The following is a 12,646-nucleotide window of genomic DNA, read 5'->3' as shown; positions in this document are numbered from 1 at the left end:
CGTTACGGGCGGGTGAGTTCGGCGCGGGCCGCCGTCAGCATGGTGGTGATGGCGGCGGGGAGGGCTTGGGCGGGGTCGGGGGCGAAGTGGGGAGAGTGGTTGGAGGGGTAGTGGGGTGGGAGGGCGGATTCGGTGAGCATGTAGTGGAGGTCGTCCTGGGTGAAGCGGGCGGGGTCCATGCCGCCGATGTGCCAGAAGACGGAGGGGACCTGGGCGGCGGTGCCGAAGGCGCCGAAATCCTCGCTGCCGGTGATGGGGTTCTGCATGGGCATGACGGGGAGGTCGGCGGCGGTGAGGGCGGCCAGCACGCGTTCGGTGTCGCCGGGGGTGTTCTCGGTGACCGGGAAGTGGTCGTAGAACTCGACTTTCGGTTCCTGGGGCGCGCCCGCGGCGGCGGCCTCGGCCTCGGCGAGGCGCTGGATGCCCTCGATCAGGCGGGCGCGGGAACCGTCGGTGAAGGTACGCAGGCTGAGCAGGACCTCGGAGCTGTCGGCGATGATATTGGGGCGGGTGCCCGCGTGCAGCGCCCCGGCGGTGAGGACCGGGGTTGCGGCGGTGGCGGTCTGGCGTGCGGTCAGCGCCTGCATGCGCACCACGAAGGTGGCCGCCATGAGCAGCGGGTCGATGGCGGTGTGCGGCTGGGAGGCGTGACCGCCCTTGCCGAGGAAGGTGATGCGCACCGAATCCGAGGCGGCCATCAGGGTGCCCGGGCGGCTCAGGATCAGGCCCGCGGGGAGCGGGCCGACATGCTGGCCGAGCACGATGCGCGGCTTCGGAAACCGGTCCAGCAGACCGTCGTTGAGCATGCCCTGCGCACCCGCGCCGGTCTCCTCGGCGGGCTGGAACAGCGCGACCACGGTGCCGGGCAACGGATTCGCGGACAGTTCCGCGCACGCGCCCAGCAGAGCGGTCACATGCACGTCGTGGCCGCAGGCATGCATCACCCCGGGCACGGTGGAGGCGTAGTCGAGGCCGGTCTCCTCCTGCACCGGCAGACCGTCCATGTCCGCGCGCAGCCACACCACCGGTCCGGGCCCGCTGTGCAGCACCCCGACGACGCCGGTGCCGCCGACGTTCTCGGTCACCTCCCAGCCGGGCAGCGCGCGCAGCTCGTCGGCCACCAGTCGCGCCGTGGCCCGCTCCTCACCCGACAGCTCGGGGTGGGCGTGCAGATGCCGGTAGACCTGCTGCCAGTGCTCGATCATGGGAGACGCTCCTTCGACGGGACGGCCGCCGCGGCGCGCCGGGACACCATCGTCCGGAACGCGTCGGCGGTTTGCGGAACCACCAGCGCCGCCAGCAGTGCCAGCAGCGGCCCGATGGCCATGGATTCGAAAGCCGTTGTGTACGAAACATGATCGGTGATGACCCCGAAGGCGAGCGGGCTCGCCACGCCCGCCAGCTGCCCGCCGAAGATGATCACGCCGGTGGCCGCGCCGATGTAGACGCTGGGCAGCGCCCGCAGCGGCACCGAGAACGCCGGCATGTACGCCAGCCCCGCGACCAGGCTCATCAGCACGCCGAGCACCACGAACAGCGGGAACGATTCCGCCCGCGGCAGCGCGAACAGCATGGCGGCGGTGAACGCCATGGCGGGCACCACGATCACCCGCGGCCGTCCGCCGAGCCGATCCGAGAGCCGCGCCCCCAGCACCACCCCGGCCGCCGCGGCCAGCGTGGTCGGCACCGCCGCGAAAGCGATGCCCGCCATGGAGATTCCGCGCTGCTCTTCCAGGAAGGTCGGCGTCCACGCGGTCACACCCCACACCAGCACGTCGTAGCCGAAGAACATGACCGCGAAGCCGAGCAGCGCGGGGGAGAACAGCACCGAGCGGCGTTCGGTCGCGGTGACGGCGGGCGCGACCGGAATCTCGTCCTGGGTCAGCGGTTCCGGCATCCACCGCCGCCAGGCCAGGATGACCGCCACCCCGAGCACCGAGATGACCGCGAACATCACCCGCCAGCCCACCGTGGGCAGCAGTACGCCCGCGATCACCGCCGCCAGCAGCAGGCCCGCCGCGTTGGAGGAGTTGGTCCAGCCGGCGGCCGTGGTGCGCTGATCGGGATGGCTGCGTTCGGCGAGCGCCTTGATGGCCGCCGCCGGGAACACGCCCTGCACCAGACCGAACAGGAAGCGAATGGCGAGCAGCACGCTGAACGACCAGGCGAGCGCGGTCAACCCGGTGAAGATCGACCAAGCGGTCAATCCGATGATCCCCACCCGCAAGGCCCCGTACCGATCCGCGAGCAGACCCCCGGGCACCTGGATGATCGCGTACGCGACGAAGAACACCGACACCAACAACCCCTGCTGCGTGTGGTCCAGCCCCAGGTCCGCACCGATCGCCGGCAACGCGAAATTGATCACGGTCCGATCGATGTAGTCGACAACCCAGGCCGCGAACAGCAGCATGACGGTTATCCGTGTGGTGCGCGGCATCAGGCCCCTTCACAACGGGAGTGGCTGCATGCCACAGTGGCCCCCGAATCCGAGAATAGGGGCGATTTGCCCGATATTGCCATAAGAACCGGGCCCCGCGACCGGCCCGGCGGCTGACCCGCCGATGCCGCTACCGGCCCCGAAGCCGGTCCCCGTAGGCTCGCCGACGATGAGCGAGACGATGACGCACGGGTACGTGGCCGAGGGCTACGGCCGGGTCGCCGACGCCTTCCGGCGCAATTTCCGGCACGGCGAGATCGGCGCGGCGGTCGCGGTCTTCGACGGCGACACTCCCGTGGTGGACCTGTGGGGCGGCTCGCGCGACCCGGTGCGCGGACTCCCGTGGGAGCGCGACACCATCGCGCCCGTCTTCTCGTGCACGAAAGGCGTCGCGGCGCTGATCCTGGCCATGCTCGCCTCGCGGGGACAGCTGGACTACGACGAGCCCGTGGCGCGGTACTGGCCGGAATTCGCGGCCCACGGCAAGGACGAGGTGACCGTCCGCCAGCTCATCGATCATCAGGTGGGCCTGCACATCCTGCGCGACACCCGGATGACCCTCGACGACCTGCACGATCTGGACGGCGTGGCCGCGGTGCTGGCGGCCCAGCGTCCCGGGTGGACGCCGGGCACGCGGCAGGGCTATCACCCGGTCAGCATCGGGCTGTATCTCAATGAACTGGTGCGTCGCGCGGACCCGGCCGGGCGCAGCATCCGGACGTTCCTCGCCGAGGAGATCTCCGGTCCGCTGGACGTCGATTTCACCCTCGGCCTGGACGCGGACCTGGGCGGCGACCGGATCGCCCACCTGACCCGCACCACCGGCCTGGATCTGCGGCACGAGCGGAACCTGCCCTGGAATCAGGCGATTCCGGCACTACTGCGCCGCGGTCAGCTCTTCCGCGCCCTGTCGGTGCCGGAACTGGGGATGCCCGAGGATTTCGTGCGCCCCGAGGTCATGTCGGTCGAGCTGCCCGGCAGCAATGGCGTCGGCTCGGCGCGCGGCCTGGCCCGCATCTACGCCGCGGGCCTGACCGGCGAACTTCCGATCGCGCCGGAGGTGCGGGCCCGCATCGCGGACCCGGGTCCGGTGCCCGCGTCGGACGCGGTGCTGCGCACCCCGACCCGATTCCACCTCGGCTTCCGGAAGTCGTGTCCCGCCTTCCCCTTCGGCTCTCCCGACCACCGCGCTTACGGCACGCCCGGTCTGGGTGGTTCGCTCGGTTTCGCCGATCCGGCGACCGGACTCTCCTTCGCCTACGTCCCCAATCGGCTGGGCCTGACCCTCAATGGCGACCGGCGCTGCCTACGCCTGGCCCGCGCGGTGTTCGACTCCTCGACACGCCGAACGGGCACGCGCACTGAACCGCGGCGGACCGCCGATCGTTGATCCGGATGAACCGGCCTCCGAGCCGGTAGCCGTCCAGATGCGGTCCGGATTTCCCCCTGTGCCCGGACCGGGGCCCCGCCGGGACATCCCTGGTGGGGCCTTCGCATGGCCAAAACGCCTGTACAGCAGCATCTTTCGGGCAAGTGTGTGACCTGAGACACATTGATCGAGTTCGTTCCGGCCGGATACCTTGTGTGCGATGTATCGCGGACAAGGCAATACGAACGGGGGATCGTGACCCAGAGCGAACACGCGGCCCGAACCGTCGCCGACCTCATCGTCGAACGGCTCGCGATCCACGCCGACCACGTCTTCGGCGTCGGCGGGGCCAATATCGAGGACGTCTACGACGCCCTGCACCGGCATCCGGAACTCACCGGCGTCATCGCCAAACACGAGTTCGGCGCGGCCACCATGGCCGACGGGTACGCCCGCGCCACCAACCGGCTCGGTGTCGTGGTGGCGACCTCCGGCGGCGGGGCCATGAACCTGCTTGCGGCCCTGGCGGAATCGTTCGACTCGCGGGTCCCGGTCCTGGCTCTGGTGGGTCAGCCACCGCTGGGGCTGGAGGGCCGGGGCGCCTTCCAGGACACCAGTGGGGTTCCCGGCCGCATCGACGCCGAGCAGCTCTTCGCCCAGGTCGCCCGCTACTGCGTGAAAGTTCGGCGACCGCAGGACATCTTGCTGGAGCTCGACCGGGCGATCGCCGCGGCGCTGGCCGGTGGCCCGGCTGTCCTGCTGCTGCCCAAGGACGTTCAGGCGACTCCGCTCGTCGAGGGCGACGAGGTGACTGCCGAACCGCAGGATCGGGGAAGCGACACTGCCGCAGCGCAATCCGATGATCGAGCGCCGCTGCCCGATGACGTCGTGGACCTGCTGGCATCACTGCCGCAGGGGAGTTCCGCGGTAGTCATCGCCGGACCCGAGGTCGCCGCGGCCGACGCGCGTGCCGAACTGGCGACCGTGGTGCGGGCCCTCGAAGCGACGGTCCTGGTCACCCCGGACGCGAAGGACGCGTACTCGAACGCGGATCCCCGCTTCGCCGGTGTGGTCGGCGTGATGGGTCATCCGAACGCCGCCCGCCTGGTGTCCGAGGCGGAACTCTGTCTGCTGGTGGGAGCCCCGCTCTCGCTCACCGCCCGCGCCGGACTGGACGCCGCCCTCGCCGTCTGTCCACGGGTCGTATACCTGGGCATCGAGCAGCCTTTCGTCCCGGTGCACGCCGAGGCGCGTGGTCCGCTGGTCGCCGCGCTGCGCGGTGTCGCGAACTCGATCCACGGGCCCGAGGGCGCGCACCTCGTGCCGGGATCCGCTGGCGCACAACCCGATCGCCTGCCTCTACCCGAGTTACCCGTGCCGCCCGCGTCCGGACCCGGCGTCCGGTACCGCCCCGCCGTGGCGGCCATCGAAGCGGCACTGGATCCCGGCACCGATGTGGTCGCCGACGCCGGGAACACCGGCGCGGCCGTCGTGCACCACCTCGGAATCCCGGAGGGCGGACGGTTTCTCATCGCGCTGGGCATGGGCGGCATGGGCTATGCGTTCGGCGCCGGGATCGGCTGCGCGCTGGGCCGGGGCCGCCGCACTGTGGTGATCGCCGGGGACGGAGCGTATTTCATGCACGGCCACGAGGTGCACACCGCGGTCGAGTACCAGGCGCCGGTCACTTTCATCGTGTTCAACAACAATGCCCACGCCATGTGCGTGACCCGCGAGCAGGTCTTCTACTCCGGCGAGTACAGCTTCAACAGATTCCGCACGTCGGAGATCGGCGCGGGCGTCGCCGCCCTGTTCCCGGAGCTCCCGGCCTGGACCGCGCGCACCCTCCCCGAATTCGAGCAGGCCCTGGACAAGTCGCGGGCAATACCGGGACCCGCGTTCATCGAACTGCAGTGTGACCCGGACGAGATCCCACCTTTCGCACCGTTCCTGAAGGAGTCTTTCGCATGACCGAGACCGTCGCCGACGAGCCGATCGAAGTCCCGGAGCTGGACGTGCCGGGCGTGTACCGCATCGAGACCACGGCCCTCAAGGAGGGCATGCCGCTGGTCCTGGACATGACCCGCGCCGTGTATCCGCACGACGAGATCTACGGCCAGTACTGCACCGTCACCGAATACGTGGCCGCGCCGCCGGACGAGGTGTACGCCTACCTGGCCGACACCCGCAGCCTGTGCGAATGGACGTACAGCATGCGCGGTTTCGAGCGCACCGCCGATCCCGAGGTGTGGGTGTCCGACGACCGCATCGGCTCGCACACCCGCATCTTCACCCGCACCGTCGCCAACCCCGAGGCCCGCACCGTCGACTACCACTGCGCCTGGGACCAGGCCGACCACCTGTGGATGGTCTATCTGATGCGCGTGGTGGACGCGCGGGTGGTGCTGAACAAGCCGGGTTCGGTCGTCACCTGGACCAATTGCCACCACCCCTTCTACGAGGACAACGCCTACCCCGAGTCCGCGCCCGAGGGCCGCCCGGTGTGGGTCGGCGACTTCTGGCACCTCTTCGCCGCCGGGCACCTGCTGGAACTGCGCAATCTCAAAGCGATCTGCGAACACCGGCATGCCGCCGGGCAGCCGATCAAGCCGGAATGGATGGACTGATCATGAGCGCCGACACCGTGAGCCTGCTCGACGTCGCCGGGTATCTGCCCGAGACCATCGTCTCCGCCGACTATTTCGCCCAGTACGCCGACCCGGACGAGGTCACCTCGAACCTCATGTTCAAGGCCCCCAAGTTCCGCCGCCACGTCGCGGCGGGCGAGACCCCCGCCGATATGGCCGAGCGCGCGGTCGCCCCGATCCTGGAACGGCACGGCCGGGACGTGTTGCGCGGCATCGACATTCTGATCGTGCACACCCAGCTGCCCGATATCGGCATCGTCGGCAGCGGCGGGGAGGTTGCGGCGCGGCTCGGCATCGCGCCGGAGTGGCTGATCGATCTGCACAACGGCGGCTGCGCGTCGTTCGTATACGGCATGAAGCTGGCCCGACAGATCCTGCTGTCCTCGGACGCCCGCTCGGCGCTGGTGGTCACCATCCAGAACGTGGCCGGTCAGGTCTTCACCCAGGAGCAGGTGCGCGGCAAGGCGCAGGCCGCCATTCCGGGCGACGGCGCGGGCGCGGGACTGCTGGTGAAATCCGGTGATTCGCCGATCCTCGATATCGAGACCCGCCACCTGCCCGAATTCGCCGGGCAGATGACCGTGATCGCCGACCCGCCGCGCCGCTACTGGGAGGCCGGCAGCGGCGAGATGCACGTCGGCTTCACCGAATCCAAGATCGCCAAGGTGCTGCAGCGCGGCAACCGGCTGGTCCCCGAGGTCGCGTCGGCCGTGTGCGGCCGGATCGGCGTGCCCACCCAGGACCTGGACTTATTGGTCACCAATCAACCCAACAGAGCCTTCCTGCGCAATTGGCGAGACGCCCTGCAACTGCCGCAGGAACGGCATCCCGACACCTTCGACGACTGCGGAAACCTGTTCGGCGCGGGCATTCCCGTCACCTTCGACCGCGCGGTCGACGAGGGCCGGGTGCCGGCCGGATCGCTGGTCATGTTCGCGGGCTTCGCGCACGCGGGCGATTTCGCGGGGGCCGTCGCCCTCCGCTGGGGCGGACGCTGAGGGGGCGGCGCCGTGAGCCCCCTGGTGACGGCCGGACATCGGCTGCAGCTCAACGAGATTCCCTACGGCCCGCCGCCCTCGGTGCAGGAGGCGCTCAGCGCGGCGCTGGCCTCGGCCAACCGGTATCCGGAATTCCTGCCGCGCCGTCTGCCCGGGCTGATCGCCGAACGGCTCGGCTGCCCGCCGGATCGGATCGTGGTGGGCGCGGGCGCGACCGGCGTGATCATGCACATCGTCCAGGAATTCGGGGCGGGGGGCGCCGAGGTGGTGATGGCGACGCCCACCTTCGACGGATTCCCCATTCTGACCAGCATGGCGGGCGGGCGGCCGATCGCGGTGCCGCTCACCGATTCCGGGTGCCAGGATCTCCCGGCGCTGGCCGCCGCGGTGACGGAGAGAACCCGGCTGCTGGTGGTCTGCAGTCCGCACAACCCCACCGGAACCCTGGTTCCGGCAAGGGAATTCGAGGATCTCCTGAGGGAAGTTCCTGACACCGTCACCGTGGTACTCGACGAGGCGTACGTGGACTTCGTGTCGGGCGCCGATCGCATCGATGTGTTCGATCTGTTGGATCGACATCCGAACCTGCTCGTCCTGCGCACCTTCTCGAAGGCGTACGGTCTGGCCGCGCTACGGGTCGGCTACGCGCTCGGGGCCCCGCGGCTGATCGCGCGAATCGCCCGCTGGCAGTTGCCTTTCGGCATGACCGCGCTGGCCGAGGTGGCGGTGCGAGCCTGCTACGAGGCCGAATCCGAGATCGAGGCGCGGGTCGCGACCCTGGCCGCGCACCGCGACTGGCTCACCACCGGACTTCGCGCGCTCGGCCTCTCGGTGCCCGACAGCTACGCCAATTTCTCCTATCTGACCCTGCCCGGTCCCGAGGCCGATCGGGTCGCGACCGCGCTGGCGGGCGCGGACATCCACGTCAAGTCCTATCCCACCGGTATCCGCATCACCGTCGGCGATCGGGCGGCCACGGACGCCGTGCTCGCGACTGTGCGCAGTACAGTGCAGTAATGCAAGAACATCCGCCTTCCGCACCCGCTGGGGCCGGAGCGGACGAGGAGATCGATTACGCGCTGCTCTCGCTCAATGCCCAGCTGTGCTTCGCGCTGTACTCCACGTCGCGATCCATGACCGCCGCCTACCGGCCGTTCCTGGACGATATGAACCTGACCTACCCGCAATACCTGGTGCTGCTGGCGCTCTGGGAGCGTCCCGGTATCGCCATGAAGGACCTGGGCGAACAGGTACACCTCGACTACGGCACGCTCTCCCCGCTGGTCCAGCGACTGCAGGCGCGCGGCCTGGTGGAGAGCGTGCGCAGCGCCACCGACGGCCGGGCCGTGGTCCTGCACGCCACCGAGTCCAGCCGCGAACTCCAGCAGGGCGCGCAGCAGATGATCCGCACCGTGCTGGATCTGGTGGGAGTTCCGGTGGAGGACATCGAAGTCCTGCGCGACCAGGTCAAGGCCCTCGGCGCGCGCCTGGACGCCGCCGCGGCCGCCGCCCGCGCCCGCTGACTCCCGTCACCGCACGGAGTCGGCGAGCGGATTGCGTTCCACGCTGAAGTAGGTCTTGTCCTGGCGCAGCAGCCAGTCCGGGCCGACGAAGTAGCGGGCGGCGTCCGGATCGCCGAAGCCCAGGTAGCGCAGCCATGCCACGGCGGTGCCGGACGAGCGATAGGCGTCCGTCCCGTCGACCGGCGAGAAGTGGCTCACGCCACGGGCATTCGCGATCCAGGCCGGGGCGTTCCAGCAGATCCCCAGGGCCAAACCGGCGGCGGGGACATAGGCCAGCGAGTTGAACCACTCGTAGGGGATGGTGACGACGAAACCCTGGCTCGCCCATTGCCGCGCGAGCCGGTCGTACATGCCGGGATTGGCGTCGATGCCGCCGGTCAGCACGATCAGCGGGGCACTCGGCAGCTCGGCGATATCGGCGGGGAAGTAGGTGTTCACGCCGGCGGGGGAGTCGAGGCCGTTGGGGAAGGCCGAGGTGCAGGTCAGGTCGTCGGTATTGCCGAAGATGTGGACGGCCACGTTCTGGACGAAGCCGACGATCGACGCCTGGCACGGACCGACCTGCGCGTTCGTCGCGACGGGATGCGGTCCGGTGCCGCCGTAGCGGGCCTGGGCCGTCGGTTCCGGACCGGGCGGCTCCTCGGCCGAAGCCGTTGCGGCCGTCCATGATCCGGCCGCCAGCACGACCGCCGTGAGTGCTGCTGCGAGCGCGCGCCGACCCACCCGAATCCTCCGCATCGAGGTCCCTCCGTTCCCTGCACCATCCGAGCTGTGTGAGACCGGTCAGTGTCAGAGGAGCGTAAGCGAGTGTGGCGCAGGACACAACAGTCCTGGATCGATCAGGCGAATTTGGCCAATGCGTCCGCCACGATGGCGTCCAGGCGCGCGTGGTGCGCGCCCTTCCAGTAGGTCTGGCCGCAGTCGACGCACTCGGCGAAGGTGTCGTAGCTCTGGCCGGTGTTGTCGGGCAGGCGGTCGCGGACCGTGGCCGGGTCGGCGGGGCGGAGCGCGCCGTTGCAGGAGGTGCACCGGGTCCATGGGGCCAGCCGCGGGGCGAAGCGGGACAGGATGTCGTCCAGCTGCTCGGCGGGGTGATGGCTGTAAACGTAGGCGCCGGAATAGATTTCGCGGCGGCGCAGCAGGCCGCGGTCACGGGAGAGCAGGACCCGCTGCTCGGCGGCGGACCGGGAGGCCAGCGCGGCGTCGCCGATATCCGGATTCTCGTAGGCCGCATCGATTCCCAGCAGGCGCAGGCGGCGCGCCAGGGTGCCCAGGTGGATGTCGAGCAGGAAGCGCAGCGGCTCGGCGCACACTTGCGGGCGGGCTACGGCCGATACGGTGATCTTCTCGCCGCCGCGCGGAATGTGGCCGGTGGCAACGGATTCGCCGTCCACCAGGACCGTCCCCACCTCGGTGAGCGGCACGCCCAGCGACTCCACCACGTGCCCCAGCGTCGAGGTGCCGTCCACTCGGACCGGCGTGCGGTCCCGCTGACCGACGAACACGCGCAGCTCCGGCGCGAACTCGACGGTGATTTCCCCTGCGTTCACCAGCCCAGGATCCCAGAAATCGGGTACCCGCGAGCAACTCGTTTTCCGCCCGGTCCGTGGCAGCGGTCGGCGGCCGAATGTGAAGTGGAGGCGAATTTCACCGGTGCAGTGGCCTGAAGCACAGGGGAAGGGTGTGAGAACAGTCCGTTAACCAATTGTTTGCGATCAGGCTGGTTGCGAAGTTGGTCGGTTGATGATTTTCTTGGGTTCGCAGGTCATCTACCCATCGGGTGAAAATCCTCGGCAGCGTCGCCAATCACAATTCGGACCTGCCTGCCCAAGTCGCCGCTCTCGGCGCGCTTGTCCTGATGAAGGTGAAAGGAAATCGGGCCATGTCTGCATTCCGATCCGCTCGTGCGGCCGCAGTCCTGCTGGCGGGAATAGTGCTCGACAGCACAGTGGGCGGGGGGATTCCGATGTGCCGCATCACCGTCGAGCGGCATATCACCATTCAATAGCTTCCAATTCGCCGGATAGCTCATAAACGGGTTCGATAGCGCCGTTTTGGCGCACCGTGAATTCTCTACGGAAATCGAACGGCCGCACCGGCACCGGCGAAGTCTCGATGAGGGAGACGGTCATGGATTACACCCACCTATCCGAATTCGCGGTGCGCCCGGGCGCGCTCACCCTGTGGCGGGCCGAACTGGCCCCCGGCGCGGCGTGGACCGCCGACGTCCGGCCCCTGACCAGCGTGCACGTCCACCACTGCCGGGCGACGGACGCCGCGGACCCGCGGCCGGGCCGGGGTCGCTGGATCGGAACCATCTTCGAAATGGACGCCCCGTTCCACACCGCGCACTGGCGCGAGACCGCGCGCCGCTGGCACGCCCGCCACGAGGGCCTGCGCACCACCCTGGCCCGTCACGACGTCCCCGAACCCGAGCGGCTGGTCTGCGCGGCCGCCGACGTCGACGTCACCGCCGAGCCGATCCCCGGCATCACCGGCTCGGGCGCGATCAACGAATACCTCACCGCCACACTGGAATCGAGACTCTCGCCGCTCCAGTGGCCGCACTGCCTGCTCGCCACCGTGGAGCACGCCGACACCGGCGACTTCACCGTCCTGGTGGCCGCCGACCACTCCGTCCTGGACGCCTACTCGCAGGCCATCGTCATCCTCGAACTCCGCGCCCTGTACGCCGAGGTCACCCGCGGTGAGCCGCCCCGCGAATCGCCGACCTTCGGCAGCGCCGCGGACTTCGCCCAATGGGAACGCGACACCGCCGCCGCCCTCACCCCCGATTGCGAAGCGGTCCGCTACTGGCAGCGCTTCCTCGACGGCTCCGGCGGCATGCTGCCTCGCTTCGAACCGGCGATTACCGCCCAGGGCCGGGCGAGTGCGATCGCCGTCGGGGGGACGGGGACGGTCGTCGGCGGGCTCGCGGCGCTCCCTCAGACATCCGTGTCGCGAAAGCTGTTGTCGCTCAGTGAACTCGAACACGTCGAGCGCGCGGTGACCGAGCGCGGCCACCGCCTGTCGGTGGCGGTCTTCACCGCGCTCGCCATCGCCTACCGCCGCGCGTTCGGCTACATCTCGCTGCGCGCCGTCATGCCGATCGCCACCCGGCCCGACCTGCGCTGGCTCGAATCCATGGGCTGGTTCGTGAACGTCGTCCCCCTCGACCTCACCCTCGCCCCCGACCTGGACCTCGACAGCGCCCTGGAGTCCACCCGCACGGTCCTGCGCCGCTCCCGCACCGCCAACGACGCCACCTGGACCCGCGTCCTGGAACTCCTGAACTGCGCCGACCAACCCCGCTTCGGCATCTCGTTCCTCGACATCCGGGCCCTCCCCGACCACGAGCTCGTCGAATCCCTGCGCGGCCACACCCTCCGCGCCGAGTCCTACTCGCCCGACGAGGTCTTCTTCTGGATCGTCCGAGCCACCGACGGCCTCCGCCTCTCCACCCGCTTCCCGGCCACCTTCCCGGAGGTCGAGATGGACCGCTTCCTCGCCGAATTCACCCGCGCCATGCGCGAATTCGCCGGTACCGGTGACCGAACGGCCACCGCACGAGCGCCTTTCGCGTTCCCGCCGGCCGTGCACGACCGCGCGCCCGCCCCCGCATCCTTGCTGGTCCCGGCTCCGGCGCAGGTGTGACGCATGCGTGCGCC

Annotated in this window: 12 protein-coding genes; 7 read left to right on the top strand and 5 right to left on the bottom strand. The window is 69.7% G+C overall.

Features of this window, described 5'->3' with window-relative positions; all coding sequences use genetic code 11:
* Window positions 1-2: 2 nt before the first annotated feature.
* Together ACWEOI_RS29155 and ACWEOI_RS29150 are read right to left on the bottom strand one after the other, a co-directional pair.
* On the bottom strand, window positions 3-1,205 hold the full coding sequence (locus ACWEOI_RS29155; RefSeq protein ID WP_433671251.1) for an amidohydrolase: 1,203 nt from the start codon (window positions 1,203-1,205) through the stop codon (window positions 3-5).
* Window positions 1,202-2,440, bottom strand: coding sequence for an MFS transporter (locus ACWEOI_RS29150; protein ID WP_452361643.1), 1,239 nt, complete (start codon window positions 2,438-2,440; stop codon window positions 1,202-1,204). Before ACWEOI_RS29150 ends, ACWEOI_RS29155 begins: the two co-directional genes overlap by 4 nt.
* Before the next feature lie 169 nt (window positions 2,441-2,609).
* Here ACWEOI_RS29150 and ACWEOI_RS29145 point away from each other — a divergent pair, with 169 nt between their 5' ends.
* From ACWEOI_RS29145 to ACWEOI_RS29120, 6 genes are all read left to right on the top strand, one after another.
* Complete coding sequence (locus ACWEOI_RS29145; protein ID WP_452361642.1) at window positions 2,610-3,830, top strand: serine hydrolase domain-containing protein; 1,221 nt, start codon at window positions 2,610-2,612, stop codon at window positions 3,828-3,830.
* Between the two features lie 234 nt (window positions 3,831-4,064).
* The gene (locus tag ACWEOI_RS29140; RefSeq protein ID WP_452361641.1) at window positions 4,065-5,780 is read left to right on the top strand and encodes a thiamine pyrophosphate-binding protein; all 1,716 of its coding nucleotides are present in this window, start codon (window positions 4,065-4,067) and stop codon (window positions 5,778-5,780) included.
* Complete coding sequence (locus ACWEOI_RS29135) at window positions 5,777-6,436, top strand: SRPBCC family protein (protein ID WP_433671258.1); 660 nt, start codon at window positions 5,777-5,779, stop codon at window positions 6,434-6,436. The genes ACWEOI_RS29140 and ACWEOI_RS29135 overlap by 4 nt, the downstream gene beginning before the upstream one ends.
* Window positions 6,437-6,438: 2 nt before the next feature.
* Entirely contained in the window at window positions 6,439-7,455 is a 1,017-nt protein-coding gene (locus ACWEOI_RS29130; RefSeq protein WP_452361640.1) for a 3-oxoacyl-ACP synthase III family protein, read from the top strand.
* A gap of 12 nt (window positions 7,456-7,467) precedes the next feature.
* A complete protein-coding gene (locus ACWEOI_RS29125) occupies window positions 7,468-8,472 on the top strand; it encodes a pyridoxal phosphate-dependent aminotransferase (protein ID WP_452361639.1) in 1,005 nt (334 codons plus the stop codon).
* Window positions 8,472-8,978 carry a MarR family winged helix-turn-helix transcriptional regulator gene (locus ACWEOI_RS29120; protein WP_379278945.1) on the top strand — a complete coding sequence of 169 codons (507 nt, stop codon included), beginning with the start codon at window positions 8,472-8,474 and terminating at the stop codon, window positions 8,976-8,978. The genes ACWEOI_RS29125 and ACWEOI_RS29120 overlap by 1 nt, the downstream gene beginning before the upstream one ends.
* 6 nt (window positions 8,979-8,984) lie before the next feature.
* Here ACWEOI_RS29120 and ACWEOI_RS29115 read toward each other — a convergent pair whose 3' ends face one another.
* The 3 genes from ACWEOI_RS29115 to ACWEOI_RS29105 all read right to left on the bottom strand — a co-directional run bounded on the left by ACWEOI_RS29115 (window position 8,985) and on the right by ACWEOI_RS29105 (window position 11,110).
* Window positions 8,985-9,716: a hypothetical protein gene (locus ACWEOI_RS29115; protein ID WP_452361638.1), complete on the bottom strand. Its 732-nt coding sequence runs from the start codon at window positions 9,714-9,716 to the stop codon at window positions 8,985-8,987.
* Between the two features lie 101 nt (window positions 9,717-9,817).
* Entirely contained in the window at window positions 9,818-10,528 is a 711-nt protein-coding gene (locus ACWEOI_RS29110; RefSeq protein WP_433671265.1) for a Mut7-C RNAse domain-containing protein, read from the bottom strand.
* A gap of 444 nt (window positions 10,529-10,972) precedes the next feature.
* Window positions 10,973-11,110, bottom strand: coding sequence for a hypothetical protein (locus tag ACWEOI_RS29105; protein WP_452361637.1), 138 nt, complete (start codon window positions 11,108-11,110; stop codon window positions 10,973-10,975).
* Here ACWEOI_RS29105 and ACWEOI_RS29100 point away from each other — a divergent pair.
* Window positions 11,109-12,632 carry a condensation domain-containing protein gene (locus tag ACWEOI_RS29100; RefSeq protein WP_452361636.1) on the top strand — a complete coding sequence of 508 codons (1,524 nt, stop codon included), beginning with the start codon at window positions 11,109-11,111 and terminating at the stop codon, window positions 12,630-12,632. The two genes, ACWEOI_RS29105 and ACWEOI_RS29100, sit on opposite strands and share 2 nt — an antisense overlap.
* Window positions 12,633-12,646: the final 14 nt, after the last annotated feature.

The sequence above is a fragment of the Nocardia sp. NPDC004340 genome, assembly GCF_053602575.1.
The sequence above is the reverse complement of the archived record's forward strand: the minus strand, read 5'-3'. Positions and strand labels throughout refer to the sequence as shown.